At 70.7% G+C, this 20,631-nt stretch carries 21 protein-coding genes and 1 pseudogene; 11 read left to right on the top strand and 11 right to left on the bottom strand.

Annotated features, from left to right (window positions below; genetic code table 11):
* The first annotated feature begins 208 nt into the window (after nucleotides 1-208).
* A complete protein-coding gene (locus tag ABZ267_RS17050; protein WP_356746723.1) occupies nucleotides 209-1,594 on the top strand; it encodes an LCP family protein in 1,386 nt (461 codons plus the stop codon).
* 15 nt (nucleotides 1,595-1,609) lie between these two features.
* Here the strand turns inward: ABZ267_RS17050 and ABZ267_RS17055 are convergent, their stop codons facing one another.
* Complete coding sequence (locus tag ABZ267_RS17055; protein WP_356746330.1) at nucleotides 1,610-2,170, bottom strand: acyl-CoA thioesterase; 561 nt, start codon at nucleotides 2,168-2,170, stop codon at nucleotides 1,610-1,612.
* A 156-nt stretch (nucleotides 2,171-2,326) separates the two neighbouring features.
* Here ABZ267_RS17055 and ABZ267_RS17060 point away from each other — a divergent pair, with 156 nt between their 5' ends.
* Nucleotides 2,327-3,622 carry an LCP family protein gene (locus tag ABZ267_RS17060; protein ID WP_356746331.1) on the top strand — a complete coding sequence of 432 codons (1,296 nt, stop codon included), beginning with the start codon at nucleotides 2,327-2,329 and terminating at the stop codon, nucleotides 3,620-3,622.
* Between the two features lie 51 nt (nucleotides 3,623-3,673).
* On the opposite strand, the gene ABZ267_RS17065 is transcribed toward ABZ267_RS17060, so the two are convergent.
* Nucleotides 3,674-4,720 carry a DUF5954 family protein gene (locus ABZ267_RS17065; protein WP_356746332.1) on the bottom strand — a complete coding sequence of 349 codons (1,047 nt, stop codon included), beginning with the start codon at nucleotides 4,718-4,720 and terminating at the stop codon, nucleotides 3,674-3,676.
* Between the two features lie 59 nt (nucleotides 4,721-4,779).
* A pseudogene (locus ABZ267_RS17070) lies at nucleotides 4,780-5,344 on the bottom strand (Scr1 family TA system antitoxin-like transcriptional regulator); the annotation flags it as partial.
* Between the two features lie 514 nt (nucleotides 5,345-5,858).
* On the opposite strand from ABZ267_RS17070, the gene ABZ267_RS17075 reads away from it, so the two are divergent.
* A complete protein-coding gene (locus tag ABZ267_RS17075) occupies nucleotides 5,859-6,683 on the top strand; it encodes a hypothetical protein (RefSeq protein WP_356746333.1) in 825 nt (274 codons plus the stop codon).
* A 43-nt stretch (nucleotides 6,684-6,726) separates the two neighbouring features.
* On the opposite strand, the gene ABZ267_RS17080 is transcribed toward ABZ267_RS17075, so the two are convergent.
* A complete protein-coding gene (locus ABZ267_RS17080) occupies nucleotides 6,727-7,170 on the bottom strand; it encodes an ArsI/CadI family heavy metal resistance metalloenzyme (protein WP_356746334.1) in 444 nt (147 codons plus the stop codon).
* Nucleotides 7,171-7,250: 80 nt separating this feature from the next.
* Here ABZ267_RS17080 and ABZ267_RS17085 point away from each other — a divergent pair, with 80 nt between their 5' ends.
* From ABZ267_RS17085 to ABZ267_RS17095, 3 genes are read left to right on the top strand one after another with little or no spacing between them, the layout of a single operon-like run.
* Complete coding sequence (locus tag ABZ267_RS17085) at nucleotides 7,251-7,697, top strand: metalloregulator ArsR/SmtB family transcription factor (RefSeq protein ID WP_356746335.1); 447 nt, start codon at nucleotides 7,251-7,253, stop codon at nucleotides 7,695-7,697.
* Nucleotides 7,694-8,806 carry an ACR3 family arsenite efflux transporter gene (arsB, locus tag ABZ267_RS17090; RefSeq protein WP_356746336.1) on the top strand — a complete coding sequence of 371 codons (1,113 nt, stop codon included), beginning with the start codon at nucleotides 7,694-7,696 and terminating at the stop codon, nucleotides 8,804-8,806. Before ABZ267_RS17085 ends, arsB begins: the two co-directional genes overlap by 4 nt.
* On the top strand, nucleotides 8,799-9,212 hold the full coding sequence (locus tag ABZ267_RS17095) for an arsenate reductase ArsC (RefSeq protein ID WP_356746337.1): 414 nt from the start codon (nucleotides 8,799-8,801) through the stop codon (nucleotides 9,210-9,212). Before arsB ends, ABZ267_RS17095 begins: the two co-directional genes overlap by 8 nt.
* A gap of 95 nt (nucleotides 9,213-9,307) precedes the next feature.
* Here the strand turns inward: ABZ267_RS17095 and ABZ267_RS17100 are convergent, their stop codons facing one another.
* A complete protein-coding gene (locus tag ABZ267_RS17100; RefSeq protein WP_356746338.1) occupies nucleotides 9,308-9,778 on the bottom strand; it encodes a hypothetical protein in 471 nt (156 codons plus the stop codon).
* A gap of 157 nt (nucleotides 9,779-9,935) precedes the next feature.
* On the opposite strand from ABZ267_RS17100, the gene ABZ267_RS17105 reads away from it, so the two are divergent.
* A complete protein-coding gene (locus ABZ267_RS17105; RefSeq protein WP_356746339.1) occupies nucleotides 9,936-10,508 on the top strand; it encodes a dihydrofolate reductase family protein in 573 nt (190 codons plus the stop codon).
* A 67-nt stretch (nucleotides 10,509-10,575) separates the two neighbouring features.
* Here the strand turns inward: ABZ267_RS17105 and ABZ267_RS17110 are convergent, their stop codons facing one another.
* Nucleotides 10,576-11,733 carry an acyl-CoA dehydrogenase family protein gene (locus ABZ267_RS17110; protein WP_356746724.1) on the bottom strand — a complete coding sequence of 386 codons (1,158 nt, stop codon included), beginning with the start codon at nucleotides 11,731-11,733 and terminating at the stop codon, nucleotides 10,576-10,578.
* Between the two features lie 206 nt (nucleotides 11,734-11,939).
* On the opposite strand from ABZ267_RS17110, the gene ABZ267_RS17115 reads away from it, so the two are divergent.
* The 3 genes from ABZ267_RS17115 (at nucleotide 11,940) to ABZ267_RS17125 (ending at nucleotide 14,936) form a co-directional block, all read left to right on the top strand.
* Nucleotides 11,940-13,283 carry a UDP-glucose/GDP-mannose dehydrogenase family protein gene (locus ABZ267_RS17115; RefSeq protein ID WP_356746340.1) on the top strand — a complete coding sequence of 448 codons (1,344 nt, stop codon included), beginning with the start codon at nucleotides 11,940-11,942 and terminating at the stop codon, nucleotides 13,281-13,283.
* An 81-nt stretch (nucleotides 13,284-13,364) separates the two neighbouring features.
* Entirely contained in the window at nucleotides 13,365-13,727 is a 363-nt protein-coding gene (locus ABZ267_RS17120) for a VOC family protein (RefSeq protein WP_356746341.1), read from the top strand.
* 30 nt (nucleotides 13,728-13,757) lie between these two features.
* Nucleotides 13,758-14,936 (top strand): GDSL-type esterase/lipase family protein, encoded by a 1,179-nt coding sequence (locus ABZ267_RS17125; RefSeq protein WP_356746342.1) that lies wholly within the window; start codon nucleotides 13,758-13,760, stop codon nucleotides 14,934-14,936.
* A gap of 33 nt (nucleotides 14,937-14,969) precedes the next feature.
* Here ABZ267_RS17125 and ABZ267_RS17130 read toward each other — a convergent pair whose 3' ends face one another.
* From ABZ267_RS17130 to ABZ267_RS17140, 3 genes are read right to left on the bottom strand one after another with little or no spacing between them, the layout of a single operon-like run.
* Nucleotides 14,970-16,166 (bottom strand): dipeptidase, encoded by a 1,197-nt coding sequence (locus tag ABZ267_RS17130; RefSeq protein ID WP_356746343.1) that lies wholly within the window; start codon nucleotides 16,164-16,166, stop codon nucleotides 14,970-14,972.
* A gap of 10 nt (nucleotides 16,167-16,176) precedes the next feature.
* Nucleotides 16,177-16,716, bottom strand: coding sequence for a 5-(carboxyamino)imidazole ribonucleotide mutase (gene purE / locus ABZ267_RS17135; RefSeq protein ID WP_356746344.1), 540 nt, complete (start codon nucleotides 16,714-16,716; stop codon nucleotides 16,177-16,179).
* A complete protein-coding gene (locus ABZ267_RS17140) occupies nucleotides 16,713-17,864 on the bottom strand; it encodes a 5-(carboxyamino)imidazole ribonucleotide synthase (RefSeq protein ID WP_356746345.1) in 1,152 nt (383 codons plus the stop codon). Before ABZ267_RS17140 ends, purE begins: the two co-directional genes overlap by 4 nt.
* 162 nt (nucleotides 17,865-18,026) lie before the next feature.
* On the opposite strand from ABZ267_RS17140, the gene ABZ267_RS17145 reads away from it, so the two are divergent.
* Nucleotides 18,027-18,560, top strand: coding sequence for a GtrA family protein (locus tag ABZ267_RS17145; RefSeq protein ID WP_356746346.1), 534 nt, complete (start codon nucleotides 18,027-18,029; stop codon nucleotides 18,558-18,560).
* Nucleotides 18,561-18,581: 21 nt separating this feature from the next.
* Here the strand turns inward: ABZ267_RS17145 and ABZ267_RS17150 are convergent, their stop codons facing one another.
* Together ABZ267_RS17150 and ABZ267_RS17155 are read right to left on the bottom strand one after the other, a co-directional pair.
* Entirely contained in the window at nucleotides 18,582-19,847 is a 1,266-nt protein-coding gene (locus ABZ267_RS17150) for an ATP-binding protein (protein WP_356386339.1), read from the bottom strand.
* 40 nt (nucleotides 19,848-19,887) lie between these two features.
* Nucleotides 19,888-20,565 (bottom strand): response regulator transcription factor, encoded by a 678-nt coding sequence (locus ABZ267_RS17155; RefSeq protein WP_356746347.1) that lies wholly within the window; start codon nucleotides 20,563-20,565, stop codon nucleotides 19,888-19,890.
* Between the last annotated feature and the right edge of the window lie 66 nt (nucleotides 20,566-20,631).

A 20,631-nucleotide genomic window follows, 5' to 3' on the forward strand; every position in this document is an offset into this window, starting at 1 on the left:
CCGGGACGGAGATCGTATGGGCCTACCGTGTGATGGTCCCCTCGCACGGTAGGCCCGCCGTGACCACCCGGAGGTGTCTCCGCCCGTGACCGCCCCCCGTCCACCGCAGCGCCCGCCTCGTCCCCGTACCGCTCCGCCGCGCCATCGTCCGCCGCAGGGTGCGCGGCCGGTCCGCTCCCGGAAGCAGGACGAGCGGCCGCGCTGGGGCATGCGGGTGGCGACCGGGCTCTCCGTGCTGGTGCTGGGCGCTGGTGGGATCGGTCACGCCGTGGTGAGCAACCTGGAGGGCGGGATCGGCCGGGTCGACCCGTTCAAGGACATGAAGAACCGCCCCCAGTCCGGACACGGCACGAACCTGCTGCTCGTCGGCACCGACGGCCGGGACACCCTCACCGAGGCGGAGAAGCAGAAGTACAAGCTCGGCGGCGCGCCCTGCCACTGCACCGACACGATCATGCTGGTCCACCTCTCGGCCGACAAGCAGCGGGCGAGCGTCGTGAGCCTGCCCCGCGACAGTTACGCCGAGATGCCCGCGCACACCGACCGCACCACCGGCAAGAAGCACAACAGCCACCCGGTGAAGCTGAACGCCGCCTACGCGGAGGGCGGGCCGACGCTGACCGTGCGGACGGTCGAGAACATGACCGGCGTCAAGATCGACCACTATCTGGAGGTCGACTTCACCAGCTTCATGAAGACGGTCGACGCGGTGGGCGGCGTGCGGATCTGTACGGCCCGGCCGATGAAGGACTCGTACACCGGACTGGACCTGTCCGCCGGCACCCATCAGCTCGACGGCGGCAAGGCGCTGCAGTACGTACGCTCCCGCCATGTCGACGTGGCCTCCGACCTGGGCCGGATGCAGCGCCAGCAGAAGTTCGTGGCGGCGCTGATCAAGCAGGCGACGAGCAACGGCGTGCTGCTGAATCCGGTGCGGTTCCAGCAGGTCTCCGCGTCGGTGCTGGGATCGGTCCGGGCCGACGAGGGGTTCGGTACGGAGCAGATGCTGGCGCTCGGCAAGGCGATGAAGGACTTCAGCCCGTCGTCGTCCGAGTTCACCTCCGTACCGATCGGGAATCCGAGCTTCCCGGTCAAGGGCATCGGCTCCACGGTCCGGTGGGACGCGGCGAAGGCGAAGAAGCTGTTCCAGGCGCTGCGCGAGGACAAGCCGCTGGCCCCCGCGAATCCCGGGCCCGCGGCCGGCACGCCGAAGAAGGCCCAGGCGACCCTGGTGGACGTGGCGCCGGAGGAGATCCGGGTGCAGGTCTACAACGGCACTCCGAGGGACGGCCTCGGCAAGGAGGTGGACGCCGGCCTGCGCGCCACCGGCTTCAACACCACGAACGCGCCGCTCAACGGCAAGCTGCGCGACCTGGCGCGGACGCTCGTGACGTACGACCCGCGATGGGACCGCTCGGCGAAGTCCCTGGCCGCCGCGTTGCCCGGCAGCGAGCTGAAGGCGGTGAAGGGCCAGGGCGCCACGATGGAGGTGACGGCCGGTGCGGACTTCACGAAGGTGCGGCCGGTGCGGGCGGAGAGCACGCAGACGGGCGAGTTCGCGACGGTGACGGGCGACGAGGTGGTCTGCCCGTGAGACACCCGCGAGACCTCAGTCGTCGATGCCGTCGGCGACGCGCTTCTCCCTCAGCTCCTTGATCGCGCGGCGGCGCGCGAGGCGGTGCGTGCGCCGGATCTGCGCCTCCTGGTAGCGCCGCTTGTCGCGCTCGGTCTCGGGGACCACCGGCGGTACGCGGCGCGGCTTGCCGTCCGCGTCGACGGCGGCGAAGACGAGGTAGGCGCTGCCGACCTGCTGGGCCGGGGTCGACTCGTTCCAGCGCTCGGCCATCACGCGGACGCCGACCTCCATGGAGGAGCGGCCGGTCCAGTTCACCTGCGCGCGTACGTGAACGAGGTCACCGACCCTGACCGGCTCCAGGAACACCATCTCGTCCATCGAGGCGGTCACGGCAGCCCCACCGGAGTGCCGACCGGCCACGGCGCCCGCCGCGTCGTCGACCAGTTTCATGATCACGCCACCGTGCACCGTGCCGAGGAGGTTGGTGTCATTGCCGGTCATGATGTGGCTGAGGGTGGTCCGGGACGCGGCGGTGGGCTTGCCCGGAATCTCTTCCTCCGAGCGGGTCTCCACGTGGGTGGCCTGATCTGTCATACAGTCCACCTTATGCGCGGCCGGTCCGCCGTGTGCGCGGGCCGTCCGCCGTGCGCGCGGGCCTGATCGCGCGGAATGCATCAGCTTCGCAACAGCCCTGGTGCGATTTCCCTTACACCCTGTAATAGCTGTGGGTCGGGACGGCACACTGTTCGGATGAACGATTGGCCCGATCGACGGACCGGCGACCGCAGCGAGCGCTACGGCCGGGGCAGTGCCAGCCCCCAGCCCGAGAGCGCCCGCGCGATGCCTCACATCCAGCGCCGCCCGGCCCCGCCGCAGAGGCCGACGGTGCCCCCGCAGAGCCAGGGGTACGACGACCGCTACCAGGACGGACAGCCCGGTTACGGCAACAGCCCCGAGCCCGGTTACGACAGCGGCTACAACACCGGCCAGGTCTACGGCGGTGGCGGCGGCGGCCGTGGAGGCGGTCGCGGCGGTGGTGACGCGGGTTACGTCCAGGGCCGCCCGCCGGTCGACTGGCGCCGCCGGATCAAGCTCGGCGCGCTGACGCTGGTCGTCGTGCTCCTCGTGGTCTCCGTCTCCACGTACTTCTGGGCCGACGGGAAGCTGAAGCGCGAGGTCGACCTCGCCAAGGTCATCGAGCGGCCGGAAGCGGGTGACGGGACGAACTACCTGATCGTCGGTTCCGACAGCCGTGAGGGCCTGTCGGCCGAGGACAGGAAGCGGCTGCGCACCGGTTCCTCCGAGGGCAAGCGCACCGACTCGATGATGATCCTGCACGACGGCTCCAACGGCCCGACGCTGATCTCCCTGCCGCGCGACTCCCAGGTGGAGATCCCCTCCTTCAAGGGGTCCGAGTCGGGCAAGATGTTCCAGGGCACCGGCCGCCAGGTGAAGCTGAACGCCGCGTACGCCGAGGACGGTCCCGAACTCCTCGTGCGTACGGTCGAGTTCAACACCGGGCTGCGCATCGACCACTACGTCGAGATCGGCTTCGGCGGCTTCGCGCAGATCGTGGACGCGATCGGTGGCGTCGAGATGGACATCCCGAAGGCGTTCAAGGACAAGAACTCCGGCGCCGACTTCCAGGCCGGCAAGCAGACGCTGAACGGCGAGCAGTCCCTGGCCTTCGTCCGCACCCGGTACGCGTTCGCCGGCAGCGACCTGGACCGTACGAAGAACCAGCAGAAGTTCCTCGCGGCGCTGGCGAGCCAGACGGCGACGCCGTCCACGATTCTCAACCCGTTCAAGCTGTATCCGACGATGGGCGCGGGCCTGGACACGCTGATCGTGGACAAGGACATGTCGCTCTGGTCGCTGGCCAACATGTTCTTCGCGATGAAGGGCGTCACGGGCGGCGACGGTACGTCGTTGAACATGCCGATCTCCGGCAGCAACGGCGGCAACCTGGTCTGGGACAAGGCGAAGGTGAAGCAGCTCGTGGAGCAGCTGAAGAACGACGAGAAGGTCACGGTCAAGGGCAACTGAGGCAACTGAGGCTCCTCGCAAGGCTGTTGCGGGGGGCCGGCCTCGCGTGGGCTACGAGTTGTGGGTGACGTTCCCTTCCTCGTCCATGAGGGGATGGATCTGGGAGGGGCCGTAGTCGTCCGTGTCGGACGGGCGCGGCTTCTCCGGTCCGTCGGGCCCGATGCGCATCACGCGCTCGACCCGCACGACCTCGTACCGGCGTCCCCGCACCAGGAGTTCGTTGGGCCGGCGGCGTGCCATGAACTTCCTCGCGGCCCGGTCGTGGATCGCCTGCTCCTTCTCGTCCACCTTCATCCAGGCGGGCAGCTCCGGCATGTCCGGCAAGTCCGGAAGCTTCGGCACGGGCCGGGTGAGGTGGTGGACGAGAGCGCGGCGGGCGCCTTGGGGCGTCGCGTACTGCCCGGTCACCATCGACCAGGACAGCTCCTTCCGCTCCACCACCCGGAACGTCGTCGGGAGGATCACGACGCCCGGATGAGTGGTCAACGCCCGCTGGGAATCGGCCCGTACGTCATCGGGGAAGCGGTCGGCGGTGTACGAGAGCTGGAGCAGCCCGGCCCGGTCGATGCCCTCGGCCAGCCCGACGGCGGCCGCGTGGTCGACCACGAACCCCTTGGTACGGGAGATGTCCGGCGCGTCCAGGTCCCAGCTGTCCTCGTCCGGGTCGGTAGCCCGGGGCGGCTCCAGGCGCGCGTCACCGATCCGGGCGAACTCGTCGGCCCGCACGACGCGGTAGCGCACGCCGTCCGCCGTCACCTCGTTGACCGGCTCCTTCTCCAACCGGGCCACGGCCTCCAGCAACGACCGCCGCACGACCCGGTCCTCGGTGTGGTCCTTGGCCTTGAACCAGAGGTGCGAGTTCAGCTCGTCGCGGGCCATCTGCGGAAACCCGGTGTCGAGCTCGCCGAGCAACCGCCACCGCGGCCGCTCTCCGCGCGCCTGAGCGGCCAGCCCGAACAACGGCCCCCGGACCACGATGTTCGGATACTTCCGCACCGAGGCGAACGCGTCCGCTTCGGTGACCTCGAAGACCGGGTCGTCCCGGTGCGTGACGTTGATGGTGAGGTGGTCCGGCGACTTCCCCGGGTGATCGTCCATGTACTCAGTGTGCCGAAGGGGGCTGCCGGTGTCTGGGTTTCCGCCACAAAGAGCATGCGCACCGCACGCCCGCCCAGTGGCCGCCGGATGGTCACCTCCTCCTGGACGAAGGTCAGCATGGCCAACGGCTTCCGTCGGAAGATCTCCTGCCGATCCATCCGGGCCGCGACATACCGCTCGACTTCGTCCGGCCCGAACGCCGGCCGCCGCATCTCGTAGAGCGCACGGGCGTATTCAGCGGTCTGGAGAAGCCCGTGGACGTTGTGATTGCCGTACGCGCCGAGTTCGACCGCTTCCCGTTCAAGCTTGGCGAGATCCTTCACCTTCTTCGGATAACGAGCCTCCGCCACGTCCTTGCTTCATCGCGGAGATCTTGCCGCCCGCGCCCACAGCCCTGTCCGTCCCGTCCAGGAACTCCGGTTTGGGGATACGTCGTCCACCCTCGACCTTGTAGACGAGATCCTCGCTGTAGCCGATCGCCGTACCCAGCTCGGCGGCGCGCAGCCCGGCCGTCTCCCGCCAGAGTTTGATCTGCCGCCCCACGGCGGCCATCACCGCGCTCGAATCGTCCGCCGGATCGATGTCCAGGTCGAGATCGGGCTCGGATACGTCTTCGTCAGCCATGGTTCGCAGCGTAAGGACGGCGAGCCGCACCCCGGGGCGGATCCCTGGAAATCCACCCGAACCCGCTGCTCAGACCGGGTCGCGGTCAAAGAGTCAAAGAACCAAACTCAGGCGAGGCCGGCGAGCGGCCGGATGGTCACCCGCACGGTGTTCTGCAACCAGCCGGGGGCGGTGGTGGCGCCCCCGGCGCTCCCCGACGCCCAGGAGCTGGCCCCGGCCGTCCGCCGCACGTCCCTTTCCAGAACTGCGACGGCTGCGACCGCGCGTTCCGCTCCAGGGAACCGGGCCAGTGCCGGGGCTGCCGGAGCGAAGGCTTCGGCGGCCTAGGAGTTGCCGTCGTCGAGGTGTCAGGCCGGGGGTACGCTCGGCCCACCGGGCGCGGGGGCGTCCGAGGCCGACGGGTGCTGACCACGCGGAGGCTCGGGGGGGGTAGGGGCGTGGGATCTTGCGCACAGGATCGTCACGAGTGTCGTCGGTGAGTACGCGGGTGACCGGGATTCTGATGGTGGCGGCCGTGAGCGTCACCCTGATCGTGGGCATCCTGCCGTTGCCGCCGCGGGCGGAGGCCCGGGATCTGCGGCTCGCGCTCTTCGGTTGCTCGCTGTTGTGCGTGCTGATGTGGATGACGGTCTCCGTGCGCCCACCGCGCACGGGCGGGGTCGACCTGGACAAGGTCGTACGGCCGACGCGACGTCCCTCCCGCAGCCTGCCCGTCCTGCTCGCCGTCCTGCTCCCGTTGGCGAGCGGCGCGGCGCTGGTACAGGCGGTCGGCCCGGACGGTGAGCGGGGTCGTTGGGTTTCGGAGGTGTACGCGGCCGGAGGGGGCGTCCACGAGGTTCCCATCGAGAGGGTGGTGAGCGCGCCATGGCCGACCGGCGTGAACGTGAACGACGTCGACGAGTACGCGGCTGACGTCGTCGTGACCCTCCCGTTCGACGACGGCTCCCGCCGAACCACCGTCCGGGGCGCGAGGACCCTCGGAGTGCCGGGCGAGGGGAACACGGTGACCGTCATGTACGCCCCCGGCCGGCCCGGGCTCGGCGGGCGGTATCACGACTCCGGCTTCTTCGACAGCGGCGCCGCGCTGCTCTGGATCTGGACGGTGGCCTTAATGGTGGCCGTGTTCGGCTACGGGCTCTACGACCGGGCCGAGGTCCACACTGCCCGGAGATTCCGCGGTGACGTCCACGGAGTGGCCGTGCTGGTGCTCTGCCTGGGGGTGCTCCTCCTGCTGCCCGGCGCGTTCTTCCAGACGTCCACCTGGGCGGGCTGGCTCCTGGCTTTCGTCTCTGCCTGCACTCCCTGGCTGGCCCTGGCCTGGGCCATCAAGCGCGTCTAGGCAGGTGAGGCGGTGGCCCGGCCCGCCGGCGGCTGCCAACGCCCTACGCCACCCCTTCGGCCTCGCCGGTCCTGGCGCAGCAGCCATCGCCGTCCAGGACGGCCGCCTTGCCCATCCGGTCGGCATCCGCCTTGACCACGTAGACCTCCCACGGCTCCCTTCCGGGGCCGTGGACCCACACCTTGTCCTGGAGTGCGTAGCAGCAGGACGTGTCGTTCTCCTCGAACGTCGCGAGGCCCGCGCCCTTGAGCCGGGCCGTGGCGGCGGCCACCTCATCGGTGGAGTCGACCTCGACGCCGAGGTGGTCCAGGCGGGTCTCCTGGCCCGGCTCACCCTCGATGAGGACAAGCTTGAGCGGCGGGGTGGTGATGGCGAAGTTCGCGTATCCGGGGCGCCGCTTGGCGGGTTCGACACCGAACAGCTTGGAGTAGAAGGTGACCGACGCTTCGAGGTCGGCGACGTTGAGCGCGAGCTGAGCACGGGACATGGCGGTCTCTCCGATCGGGCTGCATTGATATCTGTCGATACAAGCTTGCGCGGTGGATCGAAGAACGTCAACATAGAAGCATGTCGAAACAAGAGCTTGTGGTGCTTGGTCAGGACGGCGTCGACGGATGCTGCCCCGCCCTGCTGACCGCCCCGCTGGACGAGGACCAGGCGACCGATCTGGCGAAGGTGTTCAAGGCTCTGGGCGACCCCGTGAGGCTGCGGCTGCTGTCGATGATCGCCTCGCGCGCGGGCGGGGAGGTCTGCGTATGCGACCTCACGCCGGCCTTCGACCTGTCGCAGCCGACGATCTCCCACCACCTCAAGCTGCTGAAGCAGGCCGGTCTGATCGACTCCGAGCGGCGCGGAACCTGGGTGTACTACCGGCTGCTGCCGCAGATGACCGACCGCCTGGCCGCGATCCTCACGCGTCCGGCCGGGCAGCCGTTGGCCGGGACGGGGGCGGGGACCGCGACGAGGGCCGGGACCGGGCAGTCTGCGGCCGGGGCCGTCGGCGCCGCCTCGTGAGGGGCGAAGCCGTCACCGCGGGCCCGGTCTCCGGGCGGCTGGTGTTCCTGGACCGCTTCCTCGCCGTATGGATTCTCATCGCGATGGCGGCCGGCCTCGGTCTGGGCCGGCTCGTGCCCGGTCTGGGAGGTGCGCTCGCGAAGGTCACCGTGACCGGCGTCTCGTTGCCGATCGCGCTCGGCCTGCTCGTGATGATGTACCCGGTGCTGGCGAAGGTCCGCTACGACCGCCTCGACAGCGTCACCCGTGACCGCCGCCTGCTCATCCCGTCCCTGGTCCTGAACTGGGTCGTCGGCCCGGCCCTGATGTTCGCCCTCGCCTGGGTCTTCCTGCCGGACCTTCCCGAGTACCGCACCGGTCTGATCATCGTCGGCCTCGCGCGCTGCATCGCGATGGTCATCATCTGGAACGACCTCGCCTGCGGCGACCGCGAGGCCGCCGCCGTCCTCGTCGCACTGAACTCCGTGTTCCAGGTGATCGCGTTCGCCGCGCTGGGCTGGTTCTACCTGACCGTGCTGCCGGGCTGGCTCGGCCTCGCGCAGACCTCACTCGACGTGTCGGTGTGGGAGATCGCCCGCTCCGTCCTGATCTTCCTCGGCATCCCGCTGCTCGCCGGGTTCCTCACCCGCCGCCTGGGCGAGAGAGCCAAGGGGCGCACCTGGTACGAGACGAAGCTGCTCCCGCGCATCGGCCCGTTCGCCCTGTACGGGCTGCTGTTCACCATCGTCGTCCTGTTCGCGCTCCAGGGTGACGCCATCACCTCCAAGCCCCTGGACGTCGTACGGATCGCACTGCCGCTGCTGGTGTACTTCGCGGTGATGTGGGCCGGGTCCATGGCCGTCGGCCGCGCGGTCGGCCTGCAGTACCCGAAGGCGACGGCGCTGGCCTTCACCGCCGCGGGCAACAACTTCGAGCTCGCCATCGCGGTCGCCATCGCCACCTTCGGCGCCACCTCCGGCCAGGCCCTCGCCGGAGTCGTCGGCCCTCTCATCGAGGTGCCGGTCCTGATCGGCCTGGTCCACGTCGCCCTGGCCGCCCGCCGCTTCTTCCCTCAGCCCACACCGACGGTCACCGGTGCCGTCGCCCCGGAAGGTTCCGCCCATGCCTGAGCCCAAGCCGTCCGTACTGTTCGTCTGCGTCCACAACGCCGGCCGCTCGCAGATGGCGGCGGCCTTTCTCACCCATCTCGCCGAGGGCCGGGTCGAGGTCCGCTCCGCCGGTTCCGCACCCGCTGACACCGTGAACCCGGCCGCCGTACAGGCCATGGCGGAGGCAGGCATCGACCTGTCCGCCGAGACGCCGAAGATGCTGACCGTGGAAGCGGTGCAGGCGTCCGACGTGGTGATCACCATGGGCTGCGGCGACACCTGCCCCGTCCTCCCCGGCAAGCGGTACCTCGACTGGAAACTCGATGACCCCGCCGGGCAAGGCGTCGAAGCGGTCCGGCCGATCCGGGACGCGATCGAGGGGCGCGTCCGTGGCCTGCTCGCCGAACTCGGCATCGAGGCGGCATGACCGCAGCGCGGGTAACAGGCCGCGACGTCAACCTCGGCGTCGAACGCCGCCGCAGCCCGGCCATCGCCTGAGCCCTGCGAGGCGCCCGCCCCGGGTCACGGCACGATTCCCTTCGGTTCGAGGTCGGCGAAGTCCTCGTGCAGGGCGTCCAGGTGACGGTTCGTCGGCTCTCCCGCCGGGTCCAGCTCCGCCAGTCGCCAGCCCGGCAACCGCTCCTCCACCTCGGCGGGCAGCGACCCGTCCGCCGGGTCCGCCAGCACGCACAGCACGCCGAACGCCGTCTCCCGGGCCACCTCGCGGGCCAGCTCGCCGAGGTCCTCAGGCGTGAGCCCGGCCGCGAGGGCGCGGTCGACGGCTCCGGCGGCCACGCCGTCGCTGCGGTAGGCGGCGACCCAGCGGGGCGCCTCCGTGGTCCAGGCGTCGACGTCCTGCCACACCGTCCGCAGGAACCGGTAGCGGGCGAGCTGCGGCAGCCCCTCCTCGGCCTCGGACTCCGCCCAGTCCGGCGCGTCGTCGTCCGCTCCCAGGGCGCGGAAGAGGGCGGTGAGCCTGTCGAGTTCGGTCATGAGGTGGGAGGGTACCGGCCGTGGGTCCGGATGGATGGGCCTGGCGGGACCGATGAGTTTCGGCGGGGCGCGCGGTCAGTACATCCGTAAGAGTTGGTGCCCATACGGGCCGCCCGCCGCGAAGTACCCGTATGTACGAGAAAGCCAGGAGCCCCTGATGCGCACTCTGATCAGCACCGCCTTCGTCTCCCTCGACGGTGTCGTGGAGGCCCCGGGCGGCGAGCCCGGTTACCGGAACTCGGGGTGGACCTTCAAGGACGTGGACTTCCTCCCGGAGGCGTACGAGATCAAGGGCCGGGAGCAGGAGGAGGCCGGCGCGCTGATGCTGGGACGGGCCAGTTACGAGGCGTTCAGCGCGGTGTGGCCGGGGATGGAGGAGTTCGGCCGGTACAAGGTGATGCCGAAGTACGTCGTCTCCACCACGCTCAAGGAGGACGACCTGGTCTCCGACTGGGGCGACACCACGATCCTGCGCTCGGCCGACGAGGTGGCCGCCCTGAAGGAGACCGAGGGCGGACCGGTCATCATCCACGGCAGCGCCGCCCTGAACCGGAGCCTGTCCGACGCCGGCCTGATCGACCGCTACCACCTGCTCGTCTTCCCGCTCCTGCTCGGCGCGGGCAAGCGGCTGTTCAGCGCGAGCGACAAGAACGCCCAGAAGCTGAAGCTGGTCGAGTACGAGGCGTACGCGAACGGCATCCAGAAGAACGTGTTCGACGTGGTGCGCTGACGCCCGGACCGGGCCACACGTACGGCCCCCGGCGTGGAGCCGGGGGCCGTAGTGACAGCGAAAGGCGTTACGGCAGGTTGCGTGCCATCACGATGCGCTGGACCTGGTTCGTGCCCTCGTAGATCTGGGTGATCTTGGCGTCGCGCATCATGCGCTCGACCGGGTAGTCCCGCGTGTAGCCGTAGCCGCCGAGGAGCTGGACCGCGTCCGTGGTGACCTCCATGGCCACGTCGGAGGCGAAGCACTTCGCAGCCGCACCGAAGAAGGTGAGGTCGGCGTCGACGCGCTGGGACTTGGCGGCGGCGGAGTAGGTGAGCTGGCGGGCCGCCTCCAGCTTCATCGCCATGTCGGCGAGCATGAACTGGATGCCCTGGAAGTCCGCGATCGGCTTGCCGAACTGCTTGCGCTCCTGGACGTAGCCCTTGGCGTAGTCCAGCGCGCCCTGCGCGATGCCGAGGGCCTGGGCCGCGATCGTGATGCGGGTGTGGTCCAGCGTCTTCATCGCCGTGGCGAAGCCCGTGCCCTCCTCGCCGATCATGCGGTCGGCGGGGATGCGGACGTTGTCGAGGTAGACCTCGCGGGTCGGCGAGCCCTTGATGCCGAGCTTCTTCTCCGGAGCGCCGAAGGAGACGCCCTCGTCGGACTTCTCCACGACGAACGCCGAGATGCCCTTGGAGCGCTTGGCCGGGTCGGTGACCGCCATGACCGTGTAGTACTCGGAGACACCGGCGTTGGTGATCCAGCGCTTCACGCCGTCGAGGACCCAGAAGTCGCCGTCGCGCACGGCCTTGGTCTTCATGCCGGCCGCATCCGAGCCGGCGTCCGGCTCGGAGAGAGCGTACGAGAACATCGCGTCGCCCTTGGCCAGCGGGCCCAGGTACTTGCGCTTCAGCTCCTCGGAGCCGGAGAGGATCACCGGGAGCGAACCGAGCTTGTTGACGGCCGGGATCAAGGAGGAGGAGGCGCAGGCGCGGGCCACCTCCTCGATCACGATGACCGTGGCGAGCGCGTCGGCGCCGGCGCCGCCGTACTCCTCCGGGACGTGGACGGCGTGCAGGTCCGAGGCGACCAGGGCGTCCAGCGCCTCCTGCGGGAAGCGGGCCTCCTCGTCGACCGCGGCGGCGAAGGGGGCGATCTTCGTCTCGGCGAGCGCACGGATGGTCTCGCGGAGCATGTCGTGCTCCTCGGCCGGACGGTACAGGTCGAAATCGGTCGAACCCGCCAAGACGCTCACTCCCCAGATGCTAACTACCGTTAAGTAACTCAATTTTAGTGCGGAAGCCCCGGGACGGCATACGTGAGTGCCACGTGAGCTTCGTGACAGGGGCCGGGCAGAACGGGAGGTAAGCGGCGGATCGGGTGGGGACGGGTGGGGTCGTCCGCCGCACTATGCTCGGTTCGCACGTCCGTCCGTACCTTCCAGGAGCACCCATGGCCCTCAGGATCACCGTGATCGGCACCGGCTATCTCGGCGCCACCCATGCCGCCGCCATGGCCGAGCTGGGATTCGAGGTCCTCGGGCTCGACGTCGTACCGGAGAAGATCGAGCTGCTCTCCGGTGGGCGTGTGCCGATGTACGAGCCGGGGTTGGAGGACATGCTCCAGAGGCATGTGGCCGGTATCGAGGGCTCGACCGGGCGGCTGCGCTTCACCACCTCCTGGGAGGAGGTCGGGGAGTTCGGGGACGTGCACTTCGTCTGCGTGAACACTCCGCAGAAGCACGGCGAGTACGCCTGCGACATGAGCTACGTCGACAGCGCCTTCGAGTCCCTCGCACCGCACCTCACCCGGCCAGTCCTGGTCGTCGGCAAGTCCACCGTCCCCGTCGGCTCCGCCGCCCGTCTCGCCGCCCGCCTCGCCGAGCTGGCCCCGGTCGGCACCGGCGCCGAACTGGCCTGGAACCCGGAGTTTCTGCGCGAGGGCTTCGCCGTCGACGACACCCTGCACCCCGACCGGATCGTCGTCGGCGTGGAGGGCGAGCGGGCCGAGAAGCTGCTGCGTGAGGTGTACGCCGGGCCGCTCGCGGAGGGGTCGCCGTTCGTGGTGACGGATTTCCCGACCGCCGAGCTCGTGAAGACCTCCGCCAACTCCTTCCTCGCCACCAAGATCTCCTTCATCAACGCCATGGCCGAGGTCTGCGAGGCCGCCGACGGCGACGTCGTGAAGCTCGCCGAGGCCATCGGGCACGACGAGCGCATCGGGAAGAAGTTCCTGCGGGCCGGGATCGGCTTCGGCGGCGGCTGCCTGCCCAAGGACATCCGCGCCTTCATGGCGCGCGCCGGTGAGCTGGGCGCGGACCAGGCGCTCACCTTCCTCCGCGAGGTCGACTCCATCAACATGCGCCGCCGCGGCCACATGGTCGAGCTGGCCCGGGAGGCCGTGGGCGGCGGCTCGTTCCTCGGTACGCGGGTGGGCGTGCTCGGCGCCGCGTTCAAGCCGGACTCCGACGACGTACGCGACTCTCCCGCGCTCAACGTCGCCGGGCAGATCCACCTCCAGGGCGGGCAGGTGACCGTCTTCGACCCGAAGGGCATGGAGAACGCCCGGCGGCTCTTCCCGACGCTCGGTTACGCCGACTCCGCGCTGGAGGCCGTGCGTGGCGCGGACGTGGTGCTGCACCTGACGGAGTGGCGCGAGTTCCGCGAGCTGGACCCGGCGGAGCTGGGCGAGGCGGTGTCCCGGCGGATCATCCTGGACGGGCGGAACGCCCTGGACAGTGCGGTGTGGCGCGAGGCCGGGTGGACGTACCGGGCGATGGGTCGGCCGAAGGCCTGAGTTGCCCGCACTCCCGCGCCGGTATGGGGTAGTCGTTACGCCATGCCGCAACAGGGCGGCAACCACCGGGAGGTATGCGTCATGCCCATCGCCACACTCGGCGCCGTCGCGCTGGACTGTCCCGACCCCGTCGCGCTCGCCCGTTTCTACGCCGCCGTGATCGGCGGCACCGTCGAGGACGGCGGGGACGGCTGGGTCGACCTCACCGGCGCCCCGGGCACACCGCTCGCGTTCCAGGCCGCGCCCGGTTTCGTACCGCCGCAGTGGCCCCGGCCCGACGGCTCGCAGCAGTTCCACCTGGACCTGACCGTGGAGGATCTGGACGCGGCGGAGCGCGAGGTGCTGGCGCTGGGAGCGCGGCCGCTGGACACGGAGGACCGGAAGCGGTCCTTCCGTGTTTATGCCGATCCTGCCGGGCATCCGTTCTGTCTCTGCGCCTGCTAGATTCGCGCCTCGGTGGACAGGCTGGACACCATGGACCACTCCCCCGGACCGACCGCCACTCCTCTCACCGGCGCACTCGTGCGCGGCGCGCTCGACCTGGAGCGCACCGCGCGCGGCGGCCTCCTCCCGCACCGGCTGCCCGCCCGCGCCCGGGCCCAGTCCGGCGGCGACCCTCAGGTGGCCCAGGCGGAGTCGCAGCCCTCCGGCGTACGGGTCGTGTTCCGTACCCGGGCCACCGCCGTCGAGCTGGACGTCCTGCGCACGGTCGTCGGCTACCGCGGTGTCCCGGCCCGCCCGGACGGCGCGTACGACCTGCACGTCGACGGTGAGCCGGCCGGGCGGGCCACGGCGGGCGGCGGTGATCTGGTGACGGTGGACATGAGCGACGGGTCCCAGGAGACGGTCCGCGGGCCGGTCGGCACCGTGCGGTTCGACGGGCTCGCCGGGCGGGAGAAGACCGTCGAGATCTGGCTGCCGTACAGCGAGACCACCGAGCTGATGGCCCTGCGCACCGACGCGCCCGTCGCGCCCGTGGCGCCGGACGGGCGGCGGGTGTGGCTGCACCACGGGAGTTCGATCAGCCAAGGGTCCGCCGCCGAGAGCGCGGCCACCGCCTGGCCCGCGCTGGCGGCCGCGGCGGGAGGCGTGGAGCTGATCAATCTGGGGCTCGGCGGCAGCGCTCTGCTCGATCCGTTCACCGCGCGCGCTCTGCGGGACACCTCCGCCGACCTGCTCAGCGTCAAGATCGGCATCAACGTCGTGAACCACGACCTGATGCGGCTGCGCGCCTTCGGACCGGCCGTGCACGGGTTCCTCGACACCCTCCGCGAAGGCCATCCCGCCACGCCTCTGCTGGTGGTCTCGCCGATCCTCTGCCCGGCCCAGGAGGAGACTCCCGGGCCCGCAGCGCCGGACATCGCGGACGGACGGGTGGAGTTCGCGGCGCTGGGCGACCCGGCGGAGGCGGCCCTCGGGAAGCTGACCCTGCGGACCGTACGGGAGGAGCTGGCCCGGATCGTGGCGGAGCGGGCCGTGGACGACCCGGCCCTGCACTACCTGGACGGCCGCACCCTGTACGGCGAGACCGACTTCGCCGAGCTGCCGCTGCCCGACCGGCTCCACCCGGGCCCGGCCGCCCACCGCCGCATGGGCGAGCGCTTCGGGGCGTACGCCTTCGGTCCGGAGGGACCGTTCGCCGCCACCCCTTGACGCAGGCGCCGCCCCGGACGCGCGACAGCGGAACTAGCGGATCCGCCGCCCGTCCAGCTCCTCGATCGTCGCGTGCGACGGGCCGCGCGTGCTCTGCTCGTCGCGGGCCACCGCCTCCGCGTCGCGCAGCACCCGTACCGCGTTCTGCCAGGTCAGCTTGGCGAGGTCGGCCTCGGACCAATTGCGCCGCAGGAGCTCGGCGATCAGGTTCGGATAGCCGGAGACGTCCTCCAGTCCGTACGGCGTGAACGCCGTGCCGTCGTAGTCGCCGCCGATGCCGATGTGGTCGACGCCCGCGACCGCGCGCATGTGGTCCAGGTGGTCCGCGATGGTCGCCACGGTGGCCTGCGGGCGGGGGTTGGCCGCCTCGAAGTCCTCGTGGATGCGCATCGCCTGCGGAGTGGTGTCCAGGTGGTGCAGGCCGTGCTCGCGCATGTTGCGGTCGGCGGCCTGGGTCCAGGCGACGGCGGCCGGCAGCACGAACTTCGGGACGAACGTCGCCATCGCGACGCCGCCGTTGGCCGGAAGCGCCGCCAGCACGTCGTCCGGGATGTTGCGCGGGTGGTCGCAGACGGCGCGGGCCGAGGAGTGCGAGAAGATCACCGGCGCGGTGCTGGTGGCGATCGCGTCGCGCATGACGCCGTCCGCCACGTGGCTGAGGTCGACCAGCATGCCGACGCGGTTCATCTCGCGGACGACCTCGTGGCCGAAGGCGGAGAGGCCGCCGAGGCGGCGCAGGTCGGTGGCGCTGTCGGCCCAGTCGATGTTGTCGTTGTGCGTGAGCGTCAGGTAGCGGACGCCCAGCTCGTACAGGGCGCGCAAGGTGCCCAGCGAGTTGTTGATGGAGTGGCCGCCCTCGGCGCCCATCAGCGAGGCGATCCGGCCTTCGGCGCGGGCCTTCTCCAGGTCGTCGGCGGTGAGCGCGCGGCGCAGGTGGGTCGGGTAGCGGGCGATCAGCTCGGCGACGATGTCGATCTGTTCCAGCGTGGCGCTGACCGCCGCGTCGCCGGTCAGGTCGGTGCGTACGTAAACCGACCAGAACTGGCCGCCGACCCCGCCGGCCCGCAGCCGCGCCAGGTCGGTGTGGAGCAGGCCGCGCTGGTCGGCGGCGATGTCCCGGGCGTCCAGGTCGTACCCGACCTGCTCGCGCAGGGCCCAGGGCAGGTCGTTGTGGCCGTCGACGACCGGGTGGGCGGCGAGGAGCTCGCGGGCGCGCTGTACGTAGTCCATCTGCCGCCCCCTACTTTCCGAAGCCGAAGGAGTCCGAGCCCTGGACCTTGGACCGCAGCCGCTTGCCCTTCTCGGTCGCCTGGTCGTTCAGCTCCTGCAGGAACTCCCGCATCCGCTCCTGGAGCGCCGGGTCGTGCGCGGCCAGGATCCGGGCGGCGAGCAGGCCCGCGTTGCGCGCGCCGCCGACCGAGACGGTGGCGACGGGGACACCGGCCGGCATCTGGACGATGGAGAGCAGACTGTCCATGCCGTCCAGGTACTTCAGCGGCACCGGGACGCCGATGACCGGCAGCGGCGTGACCGAGGCCAGCATGCCGGGCAGGTGAGCCGCTCCGCCGGCGCCCGCGACGATCGCCTTCAGGCCGCGGCCCGCCGCCTCCTCGCCGTACGCGATCATCTCGCGCGGCATGCGGTGGGCGGAGACGACGTCGACCTCGTACGGGATCTCGAACTCGTCGAGCGCCTTGGCCGCCGCCTCCATGACGGGCCAGTCGGAGTCCGAGCCCATCACGATGCCGATCACGGGCGCCGGTGCGGAGGGGGAAGTCATTCGGTGATCGTTCCTCGCAGGTAGTCGGCCGCGTGCCGGGCGCGCTCCCGCACGTCCGCCAGGTCGTCGCCGTAGGTGTTGACGTGGCCGACCTTGCGGCCGGGCTTCACGTCCTTGCCGTACATGTGGATCTTGAGCTGCGGGTCGCGGGCCATGCAGTGCAGGTACGCCTGGTACATGTCCGGGTAGTCGCCGCCGAGGACGTTGCACATGACCGTCCAGGGCGCGCGCGGGCGCGGGTCGCCGAGCGGGAGGTCGAGGACCGCCCGTACGTGGTTGGCGAACTGCGAGGTGATCGCGCCGTCCATGGTCCAGTGGCCCGAGTTGTGCGGGCGCATCGCCAGCTCGTTGACGAGAATGCCGGGAGTCCCGTCGTCGCTCCGCGTCTCGAACAGCTCCACCGCGAGGTGGCCGACGACGTCCAGTTCGGCGGCGATGCGGAGCGCGAGCTGCTGGGCCTCGCCGGCCAGCTGCTCGGACAGGTCCGGCGCCGGCGCGATCACCGTGTCGCAGACGCCGTCGACCTGGATCGACTCGACGACCGGGTAGGCCACGGCCTGGCCGTGCGGCGAGCGGACGATGTTGGCCGCCAGCTCCCGTACGAAGTCGACCTTCTCCTCCGCGAGGACCGGCACACCGGCGCGGAACGGGTCGGCCGCGTCCGCCTCGGAGCGGACCACCCACACGCCCTTGCCGTCGTACCCGCCGCGCACGGTCTTGAGGATGACCGGGAAGCCGCCGACCTCCTGCGCGAACGCGGCGGCGTCGGCCGGGTCGCTGACGATGCGGTTACGGGGGCAGGGCGCGCCGATCTCCGTGAGCCTCGCGCGCATCACCCCCTTGTCCTGCGCGTGCACCAGGGCATCGGGGCCGGGACGGACGGGGATGCCGTCCGCCTCCAGGGCCCGCAGGTGCTCGGTGGGCACGTGCTCGTGGTCGAAGGTGATCACGTCGCAGCCCTGCGCGAAGGCGCGGAGCGTGTCCAGGTCGCGATAGTCGCCGATGACGACCTCGCTGACCACCTGGGCCGCCGAGTCCTGGGGCGTGTCACTGAGGAGCTTGAATTTCAGGCCGAGGGGGATACCCGCCTCGTGGGTCATACGGGCGAGCTGACCGCCGCCGACCATGCCGACTACCGGGAACGTCACACCCCCAGGGTATCGGGCGCGCCGAGGCGGCCGGGACGCCGTCCGGGTACCGCCTCCGGCGGGCTCCCGGCCATCACGGACCCGTCACACCTGAGGGCTGGTTAGCATGGCGGAGTTGACGGAACCGTCGACGCCATCGAACGGACGGACTGAGCGATCACCATGAGCGAACGGGGCGCACTGCGGACCCGGCTTGATCTGCTGGGCCGGGAGGTCGCGAAGTTCGGCGCGGTCGGTGCGGTGGGGCTGCTGGTCAACATCGCCGTCTTCAACCTGCTGCGGCACACCACGGATCTCCAGGTCGTCCGGGCGAGCGTGCTGGCGACCTTCGTCGCCATCCTCTGCAACTACGTGGGCTTCCGCTACTGGACCTACCGGGACCGCGACAAGACCGGCCGGACCCGCGAGCTGACCCTCTTCCTGCTGTTCAGCGCGGCGGGCGCGGTGATCGAGAACGGCGTCCTGTACCTGGCGACGTACGGCTTCGACTGGAACAGCCCGGTCCAGAGCAACGTCTTCAAGATCCTCGGCATCGGGATCGCGACCCTGTTCCGCTTCTGGTCCTACCGCACCTGGGTCTTCAAGGCCCTGCCCGACAAGGCCCCGTCCGACGAGGAGGCCGCACGCCCTGCGGAGCGGTTTCTGGAGCAGCGGCGGTCGACGGAGACCGTAGAGCCCGATCCCGTACGGAACTGATCCCTCCGGCTCCTTACGTGCTCAGCGCACCGGGCGTTCCGGGTCCTTGCGGTCGAGCGGGATGCGGCTGAGGAAGAGCGCGAAGACCGCCGGGTGCTGCTGGAGCAGTTCCAGGCGGCCGCCGTCCGCCTCCGCGAGGTCCCGGGCGACGGCGAGGCCGATGCCGGTGGAGTTGCGGCCGCTGATCGTCCGTTCGAAGATCCGCGCGCCCAGCTCGGCCGGGACGCCGGGGCCCTCGTCGGTGACCTCGATGACGACCTGGTTGCCGGTGACGCGGGTGCGCAGCGCGACGGTGCCGCCGCCGTGCATCAGCGAGTTCTCGATGAGCGCCGCCAGGACCTGGGCGACCGCGCCCGGCGTGCCGACGGCCCGCAGACCGTGCTTGCCGGAGCAGACCAGCGCGCGGCCGGTGGAGCGGTAGGCCGGGCGCCACTCCTCGATCTGCTGCTTGATGACCTCGTCCAGGTCGAAGACGACGGCGGAGCCGGTGCGCGGGTCGCGGGAGTTGGTCAGCAGCCGCTCGACGACGTCGGTGAGGCGCTCGACCTGAGTGAGCGCGATGTTCGCCTCCTCCTTCACCGTCTCCGGGTCGTCGGTCACCGAGATCTCCTCGATCCGCATGGAGAGCGCGGTGAGCGGCGTACGGAGCTGGTGCGAGGCGTCCGCCGCCAGTCGCCGCTCGGCGGTCAGCATCCGGGCGATCCGCTCGGCGGAGGCGTCCAGGACGTCGGCGACCCGGTCCAGCTCGGGCACGCCGTACCGCTTGTGGCGCGGACGCGGGTCGCCGGAGCCGAGGCGTTCGGCGGTCTCGGCGAGGTCGGTGAGCGGTGAGGCGAGCCGGTTGGCCTGGCGTACGGCGAGGAGCACGGCCGAGATGATCGCGAGCAGCGCCACCGCGCCGATGATCAGGAGCGTGCGGCCGACCTCGCGGGTGACGGACGAGCGGGACTCCTCGACGGTGACCTTCTCGCCCTGCTCACCGGTCTCGGTGGCGCGCAGGACGCTGCCGGTGGGCCGCTCGCCGACGGCGATCGGGGCCCGGCCCGGGATCTCGATCAGCGCGAACCGGGACGGGTCGATCTGCTCGGAGAGCACGCCGGAGTTGATCACCTCGTCGCCGAGCAGCCGGCTGTCGACCACGCTGATCAGCCGCAGCGCCTCGGATTCGACGCTCTCCTGGGCGCTGGCGCTGATGGTGCGCGTCTCCACGATGACGAGGGAGACGCCGAAGACGGCGATGACCACGAGCACCACGGCGAGCGTGGAGTTGATCAGCCGGCGGCGCATCGTCGTCCCGCGTCATCGAGGTGCATGAGTGTTTCGTACGTCAGCTCTTCTCGAACCGGAAGCCGACGCCCCGGACCGTCGCGATGTAGCGGGGATTGGCCGCGTCGTCGCCGAGCTTCTTGCGGAGCCAGGAGATGTGCATGTCGAGCGTCTTGGTGGAGGACCACCAGGTGGTGTCCCAGACCTCGCGCATCAGCTGGTCGCGGGTGACGACCCGGCCGGCGTCCCGGACCAGGACCCGAAGGAGGTCGAACTCCTTGGCGGTGAGCTGGAGTTCCTCCTCGCCCATCCAGGCCCGGTGCGACTCGACGTCGATCCGGACGCCGTGGGTGGCGGGCTGGGCGACGGGCTCGGAGGCGCCGCGGCGGAGCAGGGCGCGGACCCGGGCGAGGAGCTCGGCGAGGCGGAAGGGCTTGGTGACGTAGTCGTCGGCGCCGGCGTCCAGGCCGACCACCGTGTCGACCTCGTCGGCGCGGGCCGTCAGCACCAGGATCGGCACGGTGTGGCCGTCGGCGCGGAGGCGGCGGGCGACTTCGAGGCCGTCCATCCCGGGCAGCCCGAGGTCGAGGACCACGAGGTCGACGCCGCCCTGGAGTCCGGCGTCGAGCGCCGTCGGGCCGTCCTGGCGGACTTCGACCTCGTAACCCTCCCGACGCAGTGCGCGGGCCAGTGGCTCCGAGATGGATGCGTCGTCCTCGGCGAGCAGTACACGGGTCATGGACTGATGGTAGTCCGGCCGGGACGTCCGGAGTGAGGCTCTCGCCACTGCCTGCGGGTCAGCGCC

It is taken from the genome of Streptomyces sp. NPDC006174, from assembly GCF_040614075.1.
Taxonomy (GTDB): domain Bacteria; phylum Actinomycetota; class Actinomycetes; order Streptomycetales; family Streptomycetaceae; genus Streptomyces.